This window comes from Aestuariimicrobium sp. Y1814 (genome assembly GCF_050113895.1).
In the GTDB taxonomy this organism is placed as follows: Bacteria; Actinomycetota; Actinomycetes; order Propionibacteriales; family Propionibacteriaceae; genus Aestuariimicrobium.
In genome coordinates, this window is the sequence record NZ_JBNJRW010000013.1 from 38,833 (window position 1) to 59,064 (window position 20,232).

Below are 20,232 nucleotides of genomic sequence, written 5' to 3' on the forward strand. Positions count from 1 at the left end.
CCGGGAGGGCGGCACAATGGGGGCCATGACCGAGGCCACCCAGACTCCCGCCGACGTCGGCCGGGTCGAGTTCTTCGGTGTCCGCCACCACTCCCCGACCGCCGCGCGGCTGGTCGCCGAGCGCATCGCGGCCGACCCGCCGGCCGCGGTGCTGATCGAGGGGCCGACCGAGTTCAACGACCAGTTGGACGAGTTGGCCCTGCCCCACGAGTTGCCGATCATGATCTACTCCTGGGCGCCGCTGCACCCCGACGCCGAGGAGGGTTCGACCGCCTGGGCGGCGCGGCGGGCCGGGTTCTACCCGCTGTGCGACTACTCCCCCGAATGGACGGCCTTCCGGACGGCCCGTGCCCACGAGGTGCCCACCGCGTTCATCGACCTGCCGTGGCTGGCCCTGGTCGACATCGCCCAGTCCGAGAACCGCTTCGCCGAACCCGAACCCGACGGTGCCGACCGGCCGGATGCCCAGGAGGAATCGCTGGAAGCGCTGTACCGCGCGGTCGGCGTCGACCGGATCGACACCCTGTTCGACGAACTGCTCGAGGTCGACCCGGGCCTGGGGCTGGCCGACTACCAGCAGCGGACCGAGATCGTCGGCTCGATCATGCGACGCCTGCCGCCCGATGAGGAGACCCGCCACCGCGAAACCTTCATGGCCGCCCGGATCACCGACACCCTGGCCTCGGTCGAGGGCACCGTCCTGGTGGTCTGCGGCGCCGCCCACCTGGGCGGGTTGCGCGCCGAACTGGCCCGGCCGTCCGATCCCATCGAGGTCTGGGCACCACCCCCGGACGACGAGCGCTACGGCATCGCGCTGACCCCCACGTCCTATGTCGCCCTGGACGCGCTGGACGGCTACAACGCCGGCCAACCCACCCCCGGCTTCTACGACCTGCTCTGGCACGACCGTGCCGCCGGTCGCAGTGACACCGTCGAGCGGATGCTGCGCGACATCGCCGCCGAACTGCGTGCGGCCAAGCAGTTCGTCTCCCCCGCCGACCTGATCGCCACCCTGACCACCGCCCGCGGGCTGTCGGCGCTGCGCGGCCACCCGCAGGTGTGGCGCACCGACCTGGTCGACGCGATGACCACCACCCTGGTCAAGGACGACACCGGCGAACAGCACCCGCTGCTGCACCGGGCCCGGCTGGTGATGCGCGGCGACAAGCTCGGCAGGCTCGCCGAGGGCACCCGCCAACCACCGCTGGTCGCCGAGATCCGTCGGCGCCTGGCCGCCCACGAGCTGGAGCCCCACCCGGGCCGCGCCCAGGAAATTGACCTGGACCTGACCGCCACCAGCGACCTGCAGGTCAGCCAGCTGCTGCACAGCCTGCGGGTGCTCGACATCGAGGTCACCCGCCTGCAGCACCACGCCGACCAGCGGGGGGTCGAACGCTGGCGGGTGGCCTGGACCAACAACTTCGAACCGAGCATGGTGATGGCCGCCCAGTACGGCGCCACCCTTGAAGCGGCGGTGACCGCCCGCCTGCTCGACCGGGCCGCGAACGTCACCGCCGACAGCCGCACCGCGATCATGGTGCTGTTCGACGCGGTGCTGTGCGGGGTGGCGCAACTGGCCTCGACCCTGCAGGAGCGCACCGCCGCGATCCTGTCGGCCAGCGGCGACATCGCCGCGCTCGGTGAGGCACTGGACGCGCTGATGGAGCTCTACCGCTATGACCGGTTGCGGCGCACCACCGGGCGCACCGACATCGGCCGGCTGGTCGCGGTCAGCTTCGACCGCTGCCTGCGGCTGGTCGAACAGTTGGGCCGACTGGACGACGGGCCGGCGCTGGCCCCGGTCATCGCGACCATCAAGGCCGTCACCGACGCCGCCGAACGGGTCGGTGAATCGCTGGGGCTGGACACCGAGGGCTGGGACGCGGCACTCGCCGGGCTGGTCGATGACCCCGACCAGGCTGCCGGGCTGCGGGGGGCCGCGCTCGGGGCGCGGTGGCTGACCGGCGCCGCCCCGGACGAACAACTCGCAGCGATGGTGCGGCTGGTGCACCGCGCCGACCTGCTGGGCGACTTCATGGCCGGGCTGCTGACCGTGGCCCGGGAGGCCGCCCTGCGCCGCCCCGAACTGCTGCTGGAACTCGACCGGCTGCTGAGCGGGTTCAGCAACGAGGACTTCATGGACGCGGTGCCGGGCCTGCGCCGGGCGTTCAGCCGCTACCCACCCCGCGACCGGGCCCGGGTCGCCGAACTGGTGCTGGGTGAGCAGGCCGAACTGGCCCTCGACCGGTTCAGCGGGTCCGCCGAGGACGCCCTGGCGGTCGCAGCCTTCGAGGCCGACCTGGCCGCCACCCTCGTCCGGTTCCTGGGTGAGGAGGCCTGGGCATGAGCAACCCCGAACGACTGCAACGCTGGCGCCTGGTGCTGGGTGAGGGCTCGGAGAAGCTCGGTGACCTCGACGCCCAGGGCCAACTGCAGGACGCCGCACTCGCCTTCCTCTACGACCGGGAGGGCACCGGGGCACCCGGGGGCGACAGCGGCAAGGGCCCGGGCGGCTCGGGGTCCAGTCAGCTGACGGTGCCGGAGTGGATCAACCACGTGCACACCCTGTTCCCGCAGCGCACCCGCGAGGTGCTCGAGAACGATGCCCTGGAGCGTTACGGCATGACCGAGCTGGTCACCAACCCCGAGGTGCTGGCGCGGGTGGAACCCTCGGAAACGCTGCTGAAGGCGGTGCTGGCCACCAAGCACCTGATGAGCGACGAGGTGCTGCGGGCCGCCCGGGTGATCGTCCGAAAGGTGGTCGACGAACTGGTCGCCAAACTGCGGCCCCGGCTGCGGGTGGCGCTGACCGGGCGGCGCGACCCGACCCGGCGCAGCCGGTTCAAGGTGGCCAGCAACTTCGACCCCAAGGCCACGATCCGCGCCAACCTGAAGAACGTGAACCCCGAGACCGGCGGCATGATCATCCGCGAACCGCTGTTCTCGTCGCGCACTCGGCGCGAGTCGGAACGCTGGCAGGTGATCATCGTGGTCGACCAGTCCGGTTCGATGGTCGACTCGGTGATCCATTCGGCGGTCACGGCCTCGATCTTCCACGGCATTCCCGCGCTGAAGTCGCACCTGGTCGCCTTCGACACCGAGGTGGTCGACCTGACCGAGTCGTCCATCGACCCGGTCGAGACCCTGATGCAGGTGCAGTTGGGCGGCGGCACCTACATCGACCGGGCCATGCTCTACGCCGAGAGCCTGGTGCAGACCCCACGCCGGGCCATGGTGGTGCTGATCACCGACCTGTACGAGGGCGGCTCGGAGCAGGCGCTGCGCAACTGCGTCTCGAGGCTCTGCCAACAGGGGACGAAAGTGCTCGTGCTCGGCGCGCTGAACTCCGAGGGCACCGCCGACTGGAACAAGTCGCTGGGGTTGGCCCTGAGCCGGCTCGGGGCCCGGGTCGCGGCGATGACCCCCTATGACCTGGCCGACTGGGTCGCGGAGACGATCCGGTGAGCCGCGCCGACCTGCTCGCCCTCAGCCCCCAGGCGTTGGCCGACCTGACCAACAAGGGGACGCTGCGCCGCGCCGCCAAGGAGGTGGAGGAACGCAAGGTCACCTGGCAGGTCACCGAGGCCGACGACGGCACCGTGGTCGTCGACTTCGACGACGAGGTGCGCTGTGAGTTGTTGGCCGGGCGCCCCTTCGGGGACTGGACGTGCACCTGCCTGGCCGGCGCCCAGTGCCGCCACCTGGTCCGCGCCGTGCTCGCCTACCAGGCCGATGCCGTCGAGCCGGTCGAGGCCGTGGAACCGGCCGACGAGGCACCTGCCCAGGACGAACCAGCGACGCCCGCGGCGCCCAGCCCCTCGTCCGACCTGGCGCCCGAGGAGGTCTTCGACCCGGGTTCGATCAATGACGAGGCGCTGGCCGCAGCCCTGGGCCCGACGCTGGTGCGGCAGGCCGCGCGGCTGGTCGGCGCCGGCCCGCTCGGGCACGTCGGGTCGACCCACGGGCTGGCCGTGGTGCGCCTGCACCACCCGAGCCCGGTGACGGTGCGGTTCCTGGCCGGCGCCGACCTGAACTACGCCAAGTGCAGTTGCCGTGAGCCCGACCCCTGCCTGCACGTGGCGGTGGCGGTCGCGGTGGCCCGGGGCACCCCGTTCGGGACGACCGGGCTGCGCAGCACCAGCGGCGACCAGTGGCGTCCCGACCCCCGGGTGCTCGACGAGGTGGAGCACCTGGTCGGCGAACTGGTCACCGTCGGGCTCGAACCGAGCCACCGCTCGCTGCAGGGCCCGTGGCGGCGGCTGGTGACCCGCGCCCACGAGGCCGAACTGCACCACCTGGCCGGGCTCGCCGACGACGTGCTCACCGAGGCCGGCCACTACGCCAGGGCCGATGCCCGGTTCGACCCCGACTACCTGGTCGGGCTCACCGGCGAACTGCTGGCCAGGGTCACCAGCCTGCGCGCCCCCGTGGACGAACGGGTGCCCGACCGGCTGGTCGCCGGGTCGAACGCCGAGGCCACCGATGTGGGCCGGGCGAAGCTGATCGGGATGGGCACCGAACTGGTCGAGAATGGCGACGAGGTGGTGGCCGTGGCCCAACTGGTCGACGCGCGCACCGGGTCGCCGCTGCGGGTCCGCAAGTTGGTCAGCGACCCCGACCACCGGCCCAGCGCGCGACTGGTCGGCGGGTTGCTCGGTGGGGTGCCGTTCCACCAGTGGGGTGGCGGGCAGGTGCTGGTCAGCGGCGGCAAGCGCTTCGGGCTGGGCGACTTCAGCCCGACGAACCGGCGGGTGACCGCGATGCCACGCCCCGGCCTCGACCAGTTGGCCGCACCGTTCCTGGTGAACTCCCTCGACGAACTGGCCCACCACCAGACCCGCCTGCCGGCAGCCCTCGACGACCGCTCGGCCGGCACCGACCTGGCGGCGGTGAGCTTCGTGGCCGTCGAGGCCGTCGGCCTGGACCCGGCGTCTCGCCAACTGCGCGCGGTCCTGGTCGATGCGACCGGCAGCCGGGCCACCTTGGCGCTGCCGATCACCCGGCGCACCGCGGCCTCGGCGCAGGCCACGGCAGCGCTGCTGCAGCAGTGGCACCAGCAGGCCCCGCAGGTGCTGCACGTCGCGGGCCGGTGGCGCTGGACCGGCCACGGACCGGTGGTGACTCCCCTGCTGCTCAGCGGTGATGACCAGTCGGTGCAGCCCTTCGTGGCCCCCGGTGACGACCAGGGGATGGCCGCGGTGGCCGATGCGCCTGCCCAGCAGCAGGAGCTGACCAGTGCGGCGGCGGTGCTCTCGGCACTCGACCAGGCCCTCGGCCAGACCCTGGTGGCCGGGCTCGACCGGGTCGGCGGCGACCCGTCGGTGTGGCCCGACCTGACGGTGCGGCTGCGCCGGGCCGGCAGCACCCGACTGGCCGACCTGGCCGAGCGGGTGGGCCGGGAGCAGTCCCCGCTGCCGGTGCGCCGGCTGCTGGTGGCCTCGGTGTTCGCCCGGCCGCTGGTCTGAGCCGGCCGCCGACCCCCTAGAGTCGGGCCATGTCACCTGCGATGACCAACCCGGACACCTGCGGTTTCGACTCCCGCGGCCAGCTCGTGGTCGACTACGGGCCGCGCCAGTTCCAGGTCTTGCCGTCCAGCGACGGCAAGCTCACGATCCGTGAACTGGTCGACGGGGTGGCCACGGGCCCCCGGCGCACCACGCTGCCGGCCCCCCGCAAGGCCGACGACCCCGACCTGGTGGCTGCGGCGAAGGCACTGGTGGCCGACTCCCGCAGGCGCGTCCAGGCGGTGCTCACGAGCGAGCGTGACGTCTACCGCAAGGCGCTGGGCGCCCAGCTGCGGTGGCGGCCCGGTGAGGTCGAGCGACAGGTGCTGGGGCACCCGGTGCTTCGTCCGCTGTTGGCCGGGGTGGTCTGGACCCTGCACGGCTCCCACGACGAGGTGGTCGCCGCGTTCCGCTTCGACGAGGACGGCCAGCCGGTGGACCAGGCCGACGAGCCCGTGCAGGTCGGGGACCAACCGGTCGGGATGGCGCACCCGGTCGACCTGGACCCCGGCCTGGTCCGCGAGTGGCAGCAGGTGCTCAGCGACTACGAGCTGGCGGTCCCCTTCCGGCAGCTTGACTACCCGATCGGGGTGCTGCCGCCCGACCAGGGCGACGAGTTCGACCTGCGCGGCCTGTCCGGGATGGGCTGCCACGAACTCAAGTTCACCGGCGTGCTGGACGCCTGGGGTTGGCAGTTCGTCGGCAAACGTGCCCTGCTGCCCTGGCACTGGAGCAACCAGACCGCCCTGCTGGAGTTCCAAGGAGGCTACGAATCGACGAGGGTGACCCGGGTGGTGCTGCTCGACGGCCTGCGCAAGCGGGTGCCCCGCAAACCCTGGCCCCTGCTGCCGTGGTCGGCTGCCCCCGCCCACCTGGTGCATGACGTGGTGACCAGCACCCGCATCGTGGGCTGAGCCCTGCTGGACCCACGGGTTCGTAGACTCGCCACCATGAAACGACGCCTGTCCCTGACTGAGGGCACCTCGGACAAGTTCTGGTACATCGACGCCGAGGGCGACCAGATCACCGTCAGCTACGGCAGGCGAGGCACCGCCGGCACCACGAAGACCAAGAGCTACCCCTCGGCCGAGAAGGCGCTGGAGGACGCGCACAAGCAGGTGGCCGCCAAGGTCAAGAAGGGTTACACCGACGAGGCGGGCGCCGACGACGCGGCCCTGACCCCGGTCGAGCCCACGGCACCGAAGGCTGCCCCGGCCAAGAAGGCAGCCCCCGCCCCGGCGGCCGCCCCGGCCCCCGTCGAACCCATCGAGGTGTCCGGTGACGGCGACGACCTGGGCCTGTGGGTCACCCCCTACGAGCAGGCGTGGGACCTGTCCACCCCGGTCAGCATCGAGCTGGAGACCGATCCCTTCGACGCCGAGGCCGAGACCGAACGCGCAGCCCGGGTCGCCCAGCACCGCGTCTACGACAAGAACTCCTACCGCCCCACCCACCGCTGGCAGTTCACCGAGCCGCTGTTCACCACCCACCCCAGCCCCGAGCGGGCACTGTTCTGGCAGGAGTTCCTCGACGCCGCTGATGCCGAACTGACAGCCAAGTCGAACAGCCGCCGCCCACAGTCCATCCTGGACCCGGCCTGGTTCCCGGCGGCCATCGAGGCTGATGCCACGGCTTCGGCCGCCGAGCTGGTGAAGGGCAGCGGCCGGCTGCGGCTGCTGTCGCTGCGCCCACTGTGGGCCCACCAGGCGCCCGAGGCGATGGAGGCGGCCAGGGCGATGCTGCCGGCCATTCTGCCGACCCCATTGGTCACCCAGCAGAGTTGGGGTGGCTGGAACCTGGCAGACCAGGACGACTACTTCCGAGCCGCTGCTCTGGAGAGCCACTCCGACCAGATCGCCGCCGCGCTGCGGGAGGTGCCGCGCGGTGCCTTCGGCACGATGTACCACAGCACCATCGAACTGTGCATGCTGATGCCCACCGCCGCCGAACGGGTGGCGGTGGCCAAGCACACCGGCGCCCGACTGATGCGTCCCGACCAGGTGGTGCCCTGGCTGGTGAGCACGGGCGTGGCAGGCTTCGGGCTGCTGATCGACTCACTGGACGAACAGGCCAAGGACGTGGCCGAGGAGATGCTGGTGGCCGCCGGCTACGCGCTGACCGGCCCCGGGGCGGTGGCGCTGTTTGCCGACGCCCTGACCACCAAGGGTGCGGCGGCGGCCAGCGCCTGGTTGAAGGAGCACCCGGCGCTGCTGCTGGGGGCCTCGTTGAACTCGGCGCGAGCCGAAGCGGTGGCACCGTTCCTGCGTGAACTGGCCGTCGAGCAGCTGCGCGCAGCGCTCGACCAGACCGGCGGCGGGGTCCGTGGCCAGGTCGAGGCGATCCTGGCCGAGGCCGACCTGCCCCGGCTCGACGACCAGACCCCGTGGTGGGCCGAGGCGGCCGCCCGGACCGAAGCCCCGACGCGGGGCACGCTGCCGGCCTACCTGTCGGCCTCGGCCCTGCCGCCCCTGCTGGTCGGCGACGCCATCCTGGCCCCCGAGCAGGTGGAACTGCTGCTGGCCGCCCTGGCGAGCGGGGACGTGGACCACCCGCTGGTCACCGCAGTGCGTGAGCACGCCGACCCGACCAGCCGCGACCGCTTCGCCGTCGCCCTGCTGAACCTGTGGATGGCCAATGCCGCGCCGTCCAAGAACAACTGGCTGATGACCGGCGCCGGCCTGCTGGGCGGTGACCGATTCGTCCACGCCCTGACCCCGATGGTGCGTGAGTGGCCCGGCATGAGCCAGCACAAACGGGCCGTCACCGGGCTGGATGCCCTGCGCAATGTCGGCACCGACACCGCACTGCAGTCCATCTCGGGGATCGCCGCGAAGGTGAAGTTCGCGGCCCTGAAGAAGCGCGCCAACGAGGCCATGAGCGAGATCGCCGAGTCGCGGGGGTTCACCCGCGAACAGTTGGAGGACCGCGTGGTGCCCGACGGTGGGCTCGACGAGCGCGGCACCCGCACCTTCGACTACGGGTCGCGCCAGTTCCTGGTGAACCTCACCCCCGAGGCCAAGGTGATCGTGCGTGACCTGGTCGAGGGACGTCCGACCGGCAAGCCGAAGACGACGCTGCCGAACGTGCTGAAGTCGGACGATGCCGAGGCGGCCAACGCCGCCCGTGAGGAGTTCAAGATCCTCAAGAAGACCCTGACCGGGCTCGCCAAGACCCAGTCGGCGCGCTTCGAGAAGGCGATGATGAGCGGGCGCCGCTGGAGCTTCGCCGAGCACCAGCAGTTCATCGCCCGCCAACCGCTGCTGCGGGGCCTGTTGTCGGCGCTGGTCTGGGGCATCTACGACAACGACCAGCAGCTGCTGGCGACGGTGCGTTTCGACGAGGACGGCTCCCCGGTCGACCCCGACGACGAGCCCGTCGAGATCAGCGATGACCAGCAGCTCGGCATCGTCCACCCGGTCGACCTGGCGCCGGAACAGATCTCCCAGTGGGCCGATGTGCTGGCCGACTACGAGCTGGTCGCCCCCTTCCAGCAGCTGGATCGTCCGGTCTACTCACTGCCCGCCGACCAGGGCGACGAGGTCAACCTGTTGGACATCCCCCAGGGTGAGTTCCCCGCCGGCAAGCTGTTCGGGGCATTCACGAAGTACGGCTGGCAGCGCGGATCAGCCCTCGACAACGGGGTCTACGTGCTGCACGCACTGCAGTTCGAGTCGGCCGACCTGACCGCGGTCATCATGTACTCGGGCATGTGGATGGGCCCGATGAACGAACAGGAGGACCAGGCCATCGAGTCGGTGTACCTGCTCGACGGCATCAGGGATGCCCAGGACCTGGGCTACGGTGACGGCTGGCGCGACGACAACTTCGTCAAGGTGCCGTGGAACCGTGCCCCCAAGGCGCTGGTCAACGAGGTCATCGCCACCCTGCAGATGATCGCCGGCTGATGGCCGCCGCGAAACGGGGCGCCGCAGCGCCCGAGCAGCAGATCCAGCGGCCCCCCGCCGAGGTGCGGTGGGCCGAGGAGCTGGCGGTGCTGAAGCAACGCGACCAGCAGCTGGGCCGCACCGCCCCGGAGGGCTGGCAGCTGTCGGCCCCCTCAGTGGTCGAGTTCGTGCTCGGTGACGGTGGCCCGATCAGCGAGAAGTACGTGGGGCGTCGTGACCTGGTCGAACGCTGCGTGGTGTCGCTGGCGACCAACCGCGGCCTGATGCTGATCGGTGAACCGGGCACCGCCAAGTCGCTGCTCTCGGAACTGCTGGCCGCAGCAGTCAGCGGCGACACCAGCCTGACGGTGCAGGGTTCGGCGGCCACCACCGAGGACGCCATCAAGTACTCGTGGAACTACGCCCTGCTGCTGGCCGAGGGCCCGACCCCGCGGGCGCTGGTGCCGGCCCCGGTGTACCGGGGAATGAAGCAGGGCAAGGTCGTCCGCTTCGAAGAGATCACCCGCTGCCCCGCCGAGGTGCAGGACTCGCTGCTGTCGATCCTGTCCGACCGGGTGCTGCAGGTGCCCGAACTCGACGACGACCACCGCGCGGTCTTCGCCGCGCGGGGGTTCACGGTGATCGCCACCGCCAACACCCGCGACCGTGGCGTCAACGAGATGTCGGCGGCGTTGAAGCGACGGTTCAACTTCGAGACCATCGGGGCGATCCCCGACCTGGCCGTCGAGATGGCGCTGGTGGAACGGGAGGCGAACGCGGCGCTGGAGGCGGCCTCCGTGCCGGCCCGGCTGCGGCCCGATGTCACCGAACTGCTGGTGACCGTCTTCCGTGAACTGCGCACCGGACGAGCCGGTGAGGGTGGCGTCGAACGGTTGTCGACGGCCATGTCGACCGCGGAGGCGGTGCAGACCGGGATCGCCGCCGCGATGCAGTCGGCCTGGTTCGGTGACGGGACGCCGGGTGGCGCCGAAATTGCCTCGGCCCTGGTCGGGTCGGCCTTGAAGGACGAACCCGAGGACAAGTCCCGGCTGCGGGCCTACTTCGAGCGCCAGGTGAAGGAACGAAAGGGCCTGTGGCAGCAGCTCTACGCCCACAAGCACCTGCTCGACTGAGACCGCTGGGACCCCGAACGCGGCGGCGCCTCAGAGCAGGTCGGTGAGCACCTGCTCGAGGCGCCGGGCAGATTCCGCCCAGCTGAAGTCGAGGCTCCACTCGTGGGCCGAACGGCCCAGTGCGGTCAGCGCCTCGCGGTCGGTGAGCAGGTCGGTGATGGTGGCGGCCCACAGCTCGGGGTCACGCCGGGCCACCAGCCGACCCGATCGTCCCTCGGCGACCGACTCGACCAGTCCCCCGGCGGCCGAGGCGACCACCGGCACCCCGGACGCGGCTGATTCCAGGGCGACCAGGCCGAAGGTTTCCGAGTGGCTCGGGATCACCATCAGCGATGCCTCCCGGACGAGCGCGGCGAACCCGTCGCGGGGCCGGGCGCCGGCGTAGCTGACCCACTCGGCCAGGTCGTGGCGGGCGATGATCTCGTCGATGACGCCCTGGTAGTCGGCGAAGTCCTCCGACACCTCACCGGCGATGACCAGCCGGGGTCGATGCGCGGGCTCGAGGTGGCCGAGGGCCTCGACCACCAGGTCGGCGCCCTTCAGGGGCTGCAGCCGCGCGGCGAACAGCAGGAAATCGTCGTCGGCCCCGCGCCGCTCGAGGGTGGGTTCCCCGGGGGCCAGCGGACGGAACAGGTCGTGGTCGACCCCGGGAGCGACCACGGTGACCCGGCCGGCGTCGATGCCGAAGCGTTCCACCACGGTGCGGGCCTCGGCGTGGCTGACGGCCACGATGCGGTCGCTGCCCCGGGCGCAGAGCAGTTCCCCGGGCACCCGCCGGCCCGACTCGGGCGGTTCACCCAGGCCGAGGTCGACGTGCAGCTGGGGGGCGGCGATGGAGTGGAAGCTCATCACATGCGGCACCCCCCACTGCTCGGCCACCGGCATCGCGGCCACCCCGCTCATCCAGTGGTGTGAGTGGACGATGTCACCGGGCGCCAGGCCGGCCAGGCCGGTGCGGAACTCATCGATGTGCTCGTCGATGCGTGACTTCGCCAGGTGGGCCTGCGGGCCGGCGGTCAGGGTGACCAGGTCGACACCGGGCGCCATCTGCTGGTGCTCGGGGGTGTCGGGGTCGGTGCGGCGGGTGACCACCTGCACCTGGTGGCCCAGCGCGGCCAGCTCTTCGGATGTGTGCCGCACCACCACGTTCATGCCGCCGCCGTCCCCGGACCCGAGCTGGGTCCATGGCGAGGTGTGCATGGACACCACCGTGATCTTCATGAACGCACACCCTACCCGCGCCGCGATTGTTCCCGCCGGGTCAGTGGCTGAGCCCGTGCTGGCGTGGGGGTGAGGCGTGCCCCTCGGCGTCGCGCCAGGTGGTGCCGTCCCACCAGACGGGTCGCTTCAGGCCCTGGTCGAAGAACATCGCCCCGATGGGCATGTCGGTGGTCGCCGGCCGGGTGCGGCCCGAGCCGGTGGCCAGCATGTGCTGGCCGGTGAGCACCACATTGCTGCTGACCTGCACCGCCGGCTGCCCGACCACCCCACCGGCGCCGGGGCGGTGCGGCGGCGCCAACAGTGAGCCCGGCGGCAGCGGCTCGTCCGGGGCGTAGACCGGGCCGCTGCCCACGACATCGGCCCACGAGTCGCCGGCCATGGTCATCCGCACCGCGGTGTCACCACCCCAGTAGTAGGCGTGGCTGGTCACCCCGGCCACCCCGCCCTTGAACTTGTTCCCGGTGGCGGTCACCGTCTCGCCGGCGCCTGCCTCGGAGGCGTCGATCCAGGCGTGGTGGTGGGTCAGGTAGACCTGGCAGCCGGAGGCGACCACGTTCGACCGTGCTCCCCCGGTCTGCTTGATGCCCACCGCCTCGGCACCCAGCTTGGTCTCGAAGTAGGTGCCGAAGCAGGCCAGCGACGCGCCGTCGGGCACCACGACACCGACCCGGTAGGCCTCGATCGCACCCCCGAGCAGGGTCACCATCGACCGGTCGACCAGTTCGACCGCCGTCCCGGGGGTGCCGTGGCCATCGTCGGCGGCGACCCGCACGTTGGCGAGCACCACGTTGTAGCTGTACTCGATGCGCACCCCGGTGATGACCCGGTAGCAGGCCAACCGGTCCAGGTGCCCGTACCAGACCTGCAGCAGCGAGACCCCGGTTTCCACGTCACGCACCGACACATCACGCAGCGTGAAAGAACTGGCCCGCACGTAGAGGCCCACGCTGCCCGCCACCCGGGCACCGGGGCCCTCGATGCGGAGCGACTGCAGGGTGCCGGCCTGGCAGGTGATCACCGGCCCCTCCCCGGTGCCGCGGATGATGGTGCGCGGCCCGTTGGAATCCATGTTCATGGTCGGGCCCGACCAGGTCTGGTTGGCGGGCAGGGTCAGTCCTCGTCCGACCTGGTAGACCCCCTTGGGGAAGAACACGTGCCCACCGGCCCCGGCCAGCGCCGCGGCGGCCTCGATGGCATCGGCGTCGTCGCGGACCCCGTCGCCGCGGGCACCGCAGTCACGGACGGAAACCACCAGCGGCACGGGTGGTTCGGCGGGGTCGTTGCGGTCGCGGTCAGCAGCGTTCTGGTCAGCAAGCACGCCCCAGCATGGCACACCCCACCCCCTGGGTCGGGCGCCGAAACCGGCTTACTACTATCCGTGGTAGTGGTCATCGACGGAGATGGCCGGAAGGGGCCTCGGGATGAGCCAGCACAACGACCTGACACCGCTGCCGAACCTGGAGCGCACATTCGCCCGCGTGGGGCCGGTGCGCACCCGCATGCCGATCTATGTCGACCTGCTGCCCCCCTGCAACGCCGGCTGCCCGGCCGGTGAGAACATCCAGGAATGGTTGCGGCTGATCAAGGCCGGTCAGGCCGAACAGGCGTGGCGCCAACTGGTCAAGGACAACCCCTTCCCCGCGATCCACGGGCGGGTCTGCTACCACCCCTGCGAGACCGCCTGTAACCGCAAGGAGCTCGACGACCCGGTCTCGATCCACTCGGTGGAGCGCTACCTGGGTGACGTCGCCATCGAGCAGGGCTGGCAGTTCTCCAAGCCGCGCAACAACACCGGCTACAAGGTGCTGGTGATCGGGTCGGGCCCCTCGGGGCTGTCGGCCGCCTACCACCTGGCCCGGCTCGGCCACGACGTGGAGGTCCGCGACTCCTCCGACGAACCCGGCGGCATGATGCGCTACGGCATCCCCGAGTACCGGCTGCCCCGAAACGTGCTCGATGCGGAGATCAATCGGCTGGTCGACCTGGGCGTCACCTTCACCCAGAACCACACCGTGACCGACCTCAACGCCGAACGCGACGAGGGTGGCTTCGATGCCGTGTTCGTGGCGGTCGGCGCCCACCTGTCCAAGCGGGTCGACATCCCGGCCGCCGATGCCACCCGCATCGTCGAGGCGGTCAGCTTCCTGCGTGACGTCGCCAGCGGTGAACGTCCGCTGATCGGGCGCCGGGTCGCCGTCTACGGCGGCGGCAACACCGCCATGGACGCCGCCCGCGTGGCCCGCCGGCTCGGCGCCGAGGAGTCGGTGGTCGTCTACCGGCGCACCAGCGACCAGATGCCGGCCCACGCCGACGAGCGGGAGGAAGCCGAACGTGAGGGCGTCACCATGAACTGGCTGCGCACCATCTCGTCGGTCGAGGACCATGCCGTGCAGATCGAGGTGATGGAACTCGACGAGGAGGGCCGCGCCGTCGGCACCGGGCGCTACGAGACCCTCGAGGCCGACACCGTGATCCTGGCGTTGGGGCAGCGCGCCGACACCCGGTTCCTGCACGACATCCCGGGGCTGAGCTTCGACGACGACGTGGTCCAGGTCGACCCGCAGTCGCTGATGACCGACGTGCCCGGCATCTTCGCCGGCGGCGACGCGGTGCCCAGCGACCGCACCGTCACCATCGGCGTCGGGCACGGCAAGACCGCCGCCCGCCAGATCGACGCGTGGCTCAACCGCGCCGACGGCAGTCGTCCGCCGAAGCACCCCATCGTCGACTTCGACATGATGAACCCCTGGTACTTCGGCGACCATGCCCGCCGCCAGCACCCCGAACGGGCGCTGGACGAGCGCAGCGACTTCGGTGAGGTCGTCGCCGGTCTCACCCCCGAGGAGGCCCACTTCGAGGCCGGACGATGCCTGTCGTGCGGCAACTGCTTCGAGTGCGACGGCTGCCTGGGCTCCTGCCCCGAGGACGCCATCATCAAACTCGGCAAGGGCCACCGCTACCGGTTCGACTACGAGAAGTGCACCGGCTGCGCGACCTGCTTCGACCAATGCCCCGTGCACGCCATCGAGATGATCCCGGAGGGCCAGGCATGACCAGCAGCGAACGTCGCCAGACCATCATCGACGGCAACGAGGCCGCCGTCGACGTCGCCTACCGGCTCAGTGAACTGTGCTCGATCTACCCGATCACCCCGAGCTCGACGATGGCCGAACTCGCCGACGAATGGCAGGCCGGGCAGCGCACCAACATCTGGGGCCAGGTGCCCGGGGTGATCGAGATGCAGTCCGAGGGCGGTGCCGCCGGCGCCATGCACGGTGCGCTGCAGGGTGGTGCGCTGAGCACCACCTTCACCGCCTCGCAGGGGTTGTTGTTGATGATCCCGAACATGTACAAGATCGCCGGTGAACTCACCTCGACGGTCTTCCACGTGGCCGCCCGGTCGCTGGCCGCGCAGGGCCTGTCGATCTTCGGTGACCACCAGGACGTGATGGCGGTGCGCCAGACCGGGTTCGCGCTGCTGTCGTCGTCCTCGGTGCAGGAGGCGCACGACTTCGCGGCGATCTCCCATGCCGCCACCCTGCGCACCCGCATCCCCTTCCTGCACTTCTTCGACGGGTTCCGCACCAGCCACGAACTGAACACCGTCGAACTGCTCAGCGACGACGACCTGCGCAGCCTGGTGCCCGACGACCTCGTCCGGGAGCACCGCGCCCGCGCACTGAGCCCGGCCAACCCGTTCATCCGCGGCACCGCGCAGAACCCGGACACCTACTTCCAGTCCCGTGAGACGGTCAACCCGATGTACGCCCGGACCCCCGGCGTGGTCGCCGAGGTGATGGACGAGTTCGCCGAGCTCACCGGCCGGCGCTACCATCTGGTCGACTACGTCGGTCACACTGGGGCCGAGCGGGTGGTCGTGGTGATGGGTTCGGGTGCCGAGACGGTCGCCATGGCCGTCAACGCCATCAACGAACGCGACCCGCAGGCGAAGGTGGGCATGGTCCACCTGCGGCTGTACCGCCCGCTGCCCACCGAGCAGCTGCTGGCCGCGATCCCCGAGTCCACCCGGGTGCTGGCGGTACTCGACCGCACCAAGGAACCCGGCTCGGGCGGTGAACCGCTGTTCCTCGACGTGGTCGCTGCCCTGGGTGAGGCCAGCACCACCGGACGACGGGCCAGCATGCCCCAGGTCGTGGGCGGGCGCTACGGCCTCTCGTCGAAGGAGTTCACCCCCGGCATGGTGGTCGGCATCTTCGACGAACTGGCCCGGCCCACCCCCAAGCCGCGGTTCACCGTCGGCATCACCGACGACGTCTCGCACCTGTCGATCGACTACCCCCGCGACCTCGACCTGGAGGACCCGCAGACCCTGCGTGCCGTCTTCTACGGCCTGGGTTCCGACGGCACCGTCGGCGCCAACAAGAACACCATCAAGATCCTCGGGTCCGATGAGAAGTTCCACGCCCAGGGCTACTTCGTCTACGACTCCAAGAAGTCGGGTTCCCGAACCGTCTCGCACCTGAGGTTCGGCCCCAACCCGATCCGCGCGCCCTACCTGGTCAACCAGGCCGGGTTCATCGGCTGCCACCACTGGAGCATCCTGGAGCGGGTCGACGTGCTCGAGTTCGCCCGGCAGGGCACCACGCTGCTGGTGAACAGCCCCTACCCGGCCGAGGAGACCTGGGACCGGTTGCCGGCCCCGATGCAGCGCCGGGTCATCGACCTCGACATCGACCTGTACGTCGTCGACGCCAACACCGTCGCCCGCGATGCCGGGCTCGCCGGGCGGACGAACACGGTGCTGCAGACCTGCTTCTTCGCGATCTCGGGGGTGCTGCCCAAGGAGGTCGCGATCGCCGCGCAGAAGGATGCGATTACCAAGACCTATGCGCGCAAGTCGATGGAGGTGGTGGCCAAGAACCACACCACCGTCGACATGGCCGTTTCGCACCTGCACCGGGTCGAGGTGCCCGGCCGGGTGACCAGCAGGCGTGACCTGATCGCGCCGGTGCCGCTGGACGCACCCACCTTCGTCCGCGAGGTCACCGCCCCGATGCTGTCGGGCCGCGGCGACGACCTGCCGGTCTCGGCGCTGCCCATCGACGGCACCTACCCCAGCGGCACCACCCAGTACGAGAAGCGCAACATCTCCGACGAGATCGCCGTCTGGGACCCGCAGGCCTGCATCCAGTGCGGCAACTGTGCCTTCGTCTGCCCGCACTCGGTGATCCGCGCCAAGCACTACGACGAGTCGCTGCTCTCGACCGCCCCCGAGGGGTTCCTGTCGGCGCCGCTGACCGCGGCCGGGTTGCCGAACTCGGCCTACACCCTGCAGGTCTACGCCGAGGACTGCACCGGCTGCGCCCTGTGCGTGGAAGCCTGCCCGGTGCGCCCGATCGGCCAGCCGCAGCGCAAGGCCATCAACCTGGCGCCGGTGCTCGAGCGTGAGACCGAGAAGGCCAATGTCGCCTTCTTCGAGCAGTTGCCGGTCAATGACAAGCGTCGGGTCGACTTCGGCACGGTGCGCGGCACCCAGTTCCTGGAGCCGCTGTTCGAGTTCTCGGGTGCCTGCGCGGGGTGCGGTGAGACCCCGTACCTGAAGCTGCTGACCCAGCTGTTCGGTGACCGCACCACCGTCGCCAACGCCACCGGCTGCTCGTCCATCTACGGCGGCAACCTGCCGACCACCCCGTGGACGACCAACGCCGAGGGCCGCGGCCCGGCCTGGTCGAACTCCCTGTTCGAGGACAACGCCGAGTTCGGGTTGGGCCTGCGGCTGGCCGCCGACCAGCACACCCGGCTCGCCCGCACCCGACTGGAACAGCTGCGTGAGGTCATCGCCGACAATGAACTGGTCAACGAGATCCTCGACGCGCCCCAGGAACGTGAATCGGAACTGCTGGCCCAGGCCGACCGGGTTCGCGAACTGGTCGACCGGCTGCAGCAGCTGGACGGCCCCCTGGTCGACGACCTGCTGTCGGTGGCCGACCACCTGTTGCGCCGCTCGGTGTGGATCGTCGGCGGCGACGGCTGGGCCTACGACATCGGCTCGGCCGGGTTGGACCATGTGCTCTCGACCGGGCGCAACATCAACATCCTGGTGCTGGACACCGAGGTCTACTCCAACACCGGCGGCCAGTCGTCCAAGTCGACCCCGCTGGGGGCGGTGGCGAAGTTCGCCACCGGCGGCAAGCAGACCATCAAGAAGGACCTGGCCATGCAGGCGGTCAGCTACGGCAGCGTCTACGTGGCGCGGGTGGCGATGGGCGCCGACCCGCAACAGACCCTGGACGCGTTCCGTGAGGCCGAGGCCTATGACGGGCCGAGCCTGATCCTGGCCTACAGCCACTGCATCGCCCACGGCATCGACAACCGCCAGGGGCTCGACCAGCAGTACAAGGCCGCGAACTCCGGGCACTGGCCGCTGATGCGCTACAACCCGGTCATCCGGGCCCAGGGCGGCAACCCGTTCATGCTCGACTCGCCGCGGCCGCGGCTGACGCTGGCCGAGTACCACTCCCGGGAACTGCGGTTCCGGATGCTGCAGCGCACCAACCCCGAAGAGGCCGACCGGCTGTTCGCGCTGGCCCAGCGGCAGGTCGACCGGCGCTGGCGCGAGTACGAGAACCTGGCCACCCAACCCGCCTCGGCGTTCGCCCTGGACGCCCGTCTCGACAAGGTGAACCCATGAACGCCCCGCTGACCACGCGCTACCTCGGGCTCGACCTGCGCTGCCCGGTGGTGGCCTCTGCAGGTCCCCTGTCCCAGACGGTCGACGGCATCAAGGCGCTGGCCGACACCGGGCTGGGGGCGGTGGTGATGTTCTCCCTGTTCGAGGAGCAGATCCGCCGCGAACAGGAGGCCACGCTCGCCCTGCTGGAGGACTTCGAGGACTCCCACCCCGAGTCGCTGAGCTACTTCCCCGACGCCGCCGTCACCGAGTCGGCGGCGACCGACCGCTACCTGAAGCTGCTCGAATCGGCCGCCGCGGCGATCGACATCCCGCTGGTGGCGAGCCTGAACGGGTCGACCACCGGCGACTGGACGAGCACGGCCCGGCGGATGCAGGAGGCCGGCGCCTCGGCGCTGGAGCTGAACATCTACTTCGTGCCCGGTGACCTGACCATGACCGGCGCCGAGGTGGAACAGCGCCACCTGGACATCCTCGCCTCGGTGAAACAGACGGTGTCGATCCCGGTGGCGGTCAAGCTGAGCCCCTACTTCAGCTCGGTGGGCAACCTGTGCCGGCGACTGGACGAGGCCGGCGCCGACGGGTTGGTGCTGTTCAACCGGTTCCTGCAGCCCGACATCGAGCTGGACCGGCTGCAGGTCATGCCGGGGGTCGAACTGTCGAGCGCCGCCGAGGCCCGGTTGCCGCGGACTTGGATCGCGGTGCTGCACCACCGGGTGCGGGCCTCACTGGCCGCCACCAGCGGCGTCGAGGACGCCGGGGACGTCGTGAAGTACCTGCTGGCCGGGGCGGACGTGGTGATGACCACCTCGTCGCTGGTGCGCCACGGCCGCGACCATGCCCGCACCCTGGTCGACGGACTCAGCGCCTGGCTGGAACGGACCGGTCTCAGCCTCGAGCAGGCCCGCGGCATGTTGGCCGTCCCCGAGGACGCCTCGACCACCGACTACGAACGGGCCGGCTACGTCGCGGCCCTGGAGGGCGCCAAGCGCCGCTACGGCTAGCCCCGGCGCAGGCCGACCCGGGTCACCAGGGGGTGCTGCTGGCCGCCGACGTGGGTAATCAGGTCAGCGTCGCGGGTGAACTGGGTGCGGTGGGCATCATGGGCGGCCAGCAGCGCCGGCAGGTGCTCGGGGTAGTCCTGCCACTCGAAGCTGTCGGCGTCGGTCTCGGCCTCGGGGTCGAGCCAGCCGACGAACTCCAGGAAGGGCAGTCCCGCCCGCTCGGCGGTGAGCCGGGCCACCTCATGGGCCCGGACGTGGTCGGGGTGGCCGTAGCCGCCGCCGGCGTCATAGCCCAGCACGGCCTGCGGCTCGGTCGCCGCCACCAAGGCACTCAGGTCGGCCACCAGGTCGTCGACCGGCTGCACCGAGAAGGCCGCCGGGGAGGCGTCGGCAGCCGGCCCGGCGAGCCCGGGCCGCACCCATTCCATGCCGGAGTCCTCGTAGGTGCGCGCCTGCCCGTCGCGGCTGGCCGGTGGGGTGCCCAGGAAGGCGTGCTGCTCGATGCCCAGGTGGGCGACGGCGGTGGCCAGCTCACCCTCACGGATCCGGGACAGTTCCTGCGGGGTGACCGGGCCGGGCAGCACACCGGGCACCAGTTCGCCGCGCTCACCGCGGGTGCAGGTGACCAGGTCGACCTGCACCCCGTCGGCGGTGAGCTGCGCGATCAACGCGCCCGTGGCCAGGGTCTCGTCGTCCGGGTGGGCATGCACGAACAGCACCCGTTGGAAGTCGGCGATCAACATGCGCCCATCCTTGCAAACCCGGGGACGCAGGAACACAAAGGAACCCGCAGCCGCGCCAGCGATTCGCTGGGGCGTGCCTGCGCGGGCAAGG

General features: G+C 70.9%; 12 protein-coding genes. 9 read left to right on the forward strand and 3 right to left on the reverse strand.

What is annotated here, in order from left to right:
- The first annotated feature begins 25 nt into the window (after positions 1-25).
- Genes ACQE3C_RS13475 through ACQE3C_RS13500 form a run of 6 tightly spaced genes read left to right on the forward strand, consistent with a single transcriptional unit; the run spans position 26 to position 10,521 of the window.
- The gene (locus ACQE3C_RS13475) at positions 26-2,347 is read left to right on the forward strand and encodes a DUF5682 family protein (RefSeq protein ID WP_434539665.1); all 2,322 of its coding nucleotides are present in this window, start codon (positions 26-28) and stop codon (positions 2,345-2,347) included.
- The gene (locus ACQE3C_RS13480; protein ID WP_434539666.1) at positions 2,344-3,465 is read left to right on the forward strand and encodes a VWA domain-containing protein; all 1,122 of its coding nucleotides are present in this window, start codon (positions 2,344-2,346) and stop codon (positions 3,463-3,465) included. Before ACQE3C_RS13475 ends, ACQE3C_RS13480 begins: the two co-directional genes overlap by 4 nt.
- The gene (locus tag ACQE3C_RS13485) at positions 3,462-5,465 is read left to right on the forward strand and encodes an SWIM zinc finger family protein (RefSeq protein WP_434539667.1); all 2,004 of its coding nucleotides are present in this window, start codon (positions 3,462-3,464) and stop codon (positions 5,463-5,465) included. The genes ACQE3C_RS13480 and ACQE3C_RS13485 overlap by 4 nt, the downstream gene beginning before the upstream one ends.
- 29 nt (positions 5,466-5,494) lie before the next feature.
- A complete protein-coding gene (locus ACQE3C_RS13490) occupies positions 5,495-6,418 on the forward strand; it encodes a DUF4132 domain-containing protein (RefSeq protein WP_434539668.1) in 924 nt (307 codons plus the stop codon).
- Between the two features lie 36 nt (positions 6,419-6,454).
- Positions 6,455-9,409, forward strand: coding sequence for a DUF4132 domain-containing protein (locus ACQE3C_RS13495; RefSeq protein WP_434539669.1), 2,955 nt, complete (start codon positions 6,455-6,457; stop codon positions 9,407-9,409).
- Complete coding sequence (locus ACQE3C_RS13500; protein ID WP_434539670.1) at positions 9,409-10,521, forward strand: ATP-binding protein; 1,113 nt, start codon at positions 9,409-9,411, stop codon at positions 10,519-10,521. The genes ACQE3C_RS13495 and ACQE3C_RS13500 overlap by 1 nt, the downstream gene beginning before the upstream one ends.
- Positions 10,522-10,551: 30 nt before the next feature.
- Here ACQE3C_RS13500 and ACQE3C_RS13505 read toward each other — a convergent pair whose 3' ends face one another.
- Complete coding sequence (locus tag ACQE3C_RS13505; RefSeq protein ID WP_434539671.1) at positions 10,552-11,742, reverse strand: glycosyltransferase; 1,191 nt, start codon at positions 11,740-11,742, stop codon at positions 10,552-10,554.
- Positions 11,743-11,782: 40 nt separating this feature from the next.
- Complete coding sequence (locus ACQE3C_RS13510; protein ID WP_434539672.1) at positions 11,783-13,060, reverse strand: glycosyl hydrolase family 28-related protein; 1,278 nt, start codon at positions 13,058-13,060, stop codon at positions 11,783-11,785.
- Between the two features lie 103 nt (positions 13,061-13,163).
- On the opposite strand from ACQE3C_RS13510, the gene ACQE3C_RS13515 reads away from it, so the two are divergent.
- The 3 genes from ACQE3C_RS13515 to ACQE3C_RS13525 are packed head-to-tail and all read left to right on the forward strand — an operon-like array spanning position 13,164 to position 19,398.
- Complete coding sequence (locus ACQE3C_RS13515) at positions 13,164-14,795, forward strand: NAD(P)-binding protein (RefSeq protein ID WP_434539673.1); 1,632 nt, start codon at positions 13,164-13,166, stop codon at positions 14,793-14,795.
- Positions 14,792-18,394 (forward strand): pyruvate:ferredoxin (flavodoxin) oxidoreductase, encoded by a 3,603-nt coding sequence (nifJ, locus tag ACQE3C_RS13520; RefSeq protein ID WP_434539674.1) that lies wholly within the window; start codon positions 14,792-14,794, stop codon positions 18,392-18,394. Before ACQE3C_RS13515 ends, nifJ begins: the two co-directional genes overlap by 4 nt.
- Positions 18,391-19,398 (forward strand): dihydroorotate dehydrogenase-like protein, encoded by a 1,008-nt coding sequence (locus tag ACQE3C_RS13525; protein ID WP_434539675.1) that lies wholly within the window; start codon positions 18,391-18,393, stop codon positions 19,396-19,398. The genes nifJ and ACQE3C_RS13525 overlap by 4 nt, the downstream gene beginning before the upstream one ends.
- Here ACQE3C_RS13525 and ACQE3C_RS13530 read toward each other — a convergent pair.
- Positions 19,395-20,141, reverse strand: a complete 747-nt coding sequence (locus ACQE3C_RS13530) for a PIG-L family deacetylase (protein WP_434539676.1) — start codon at positions 20,139-20,141, stop codon at positions 19,395-19,397. The genes ACQE3C_RS13525 and ACQE3C_RS13530 overlap by 4 nt on opposite strands.
- Positions 20,142-20,232: the final 91 nt, after the last annotated feature.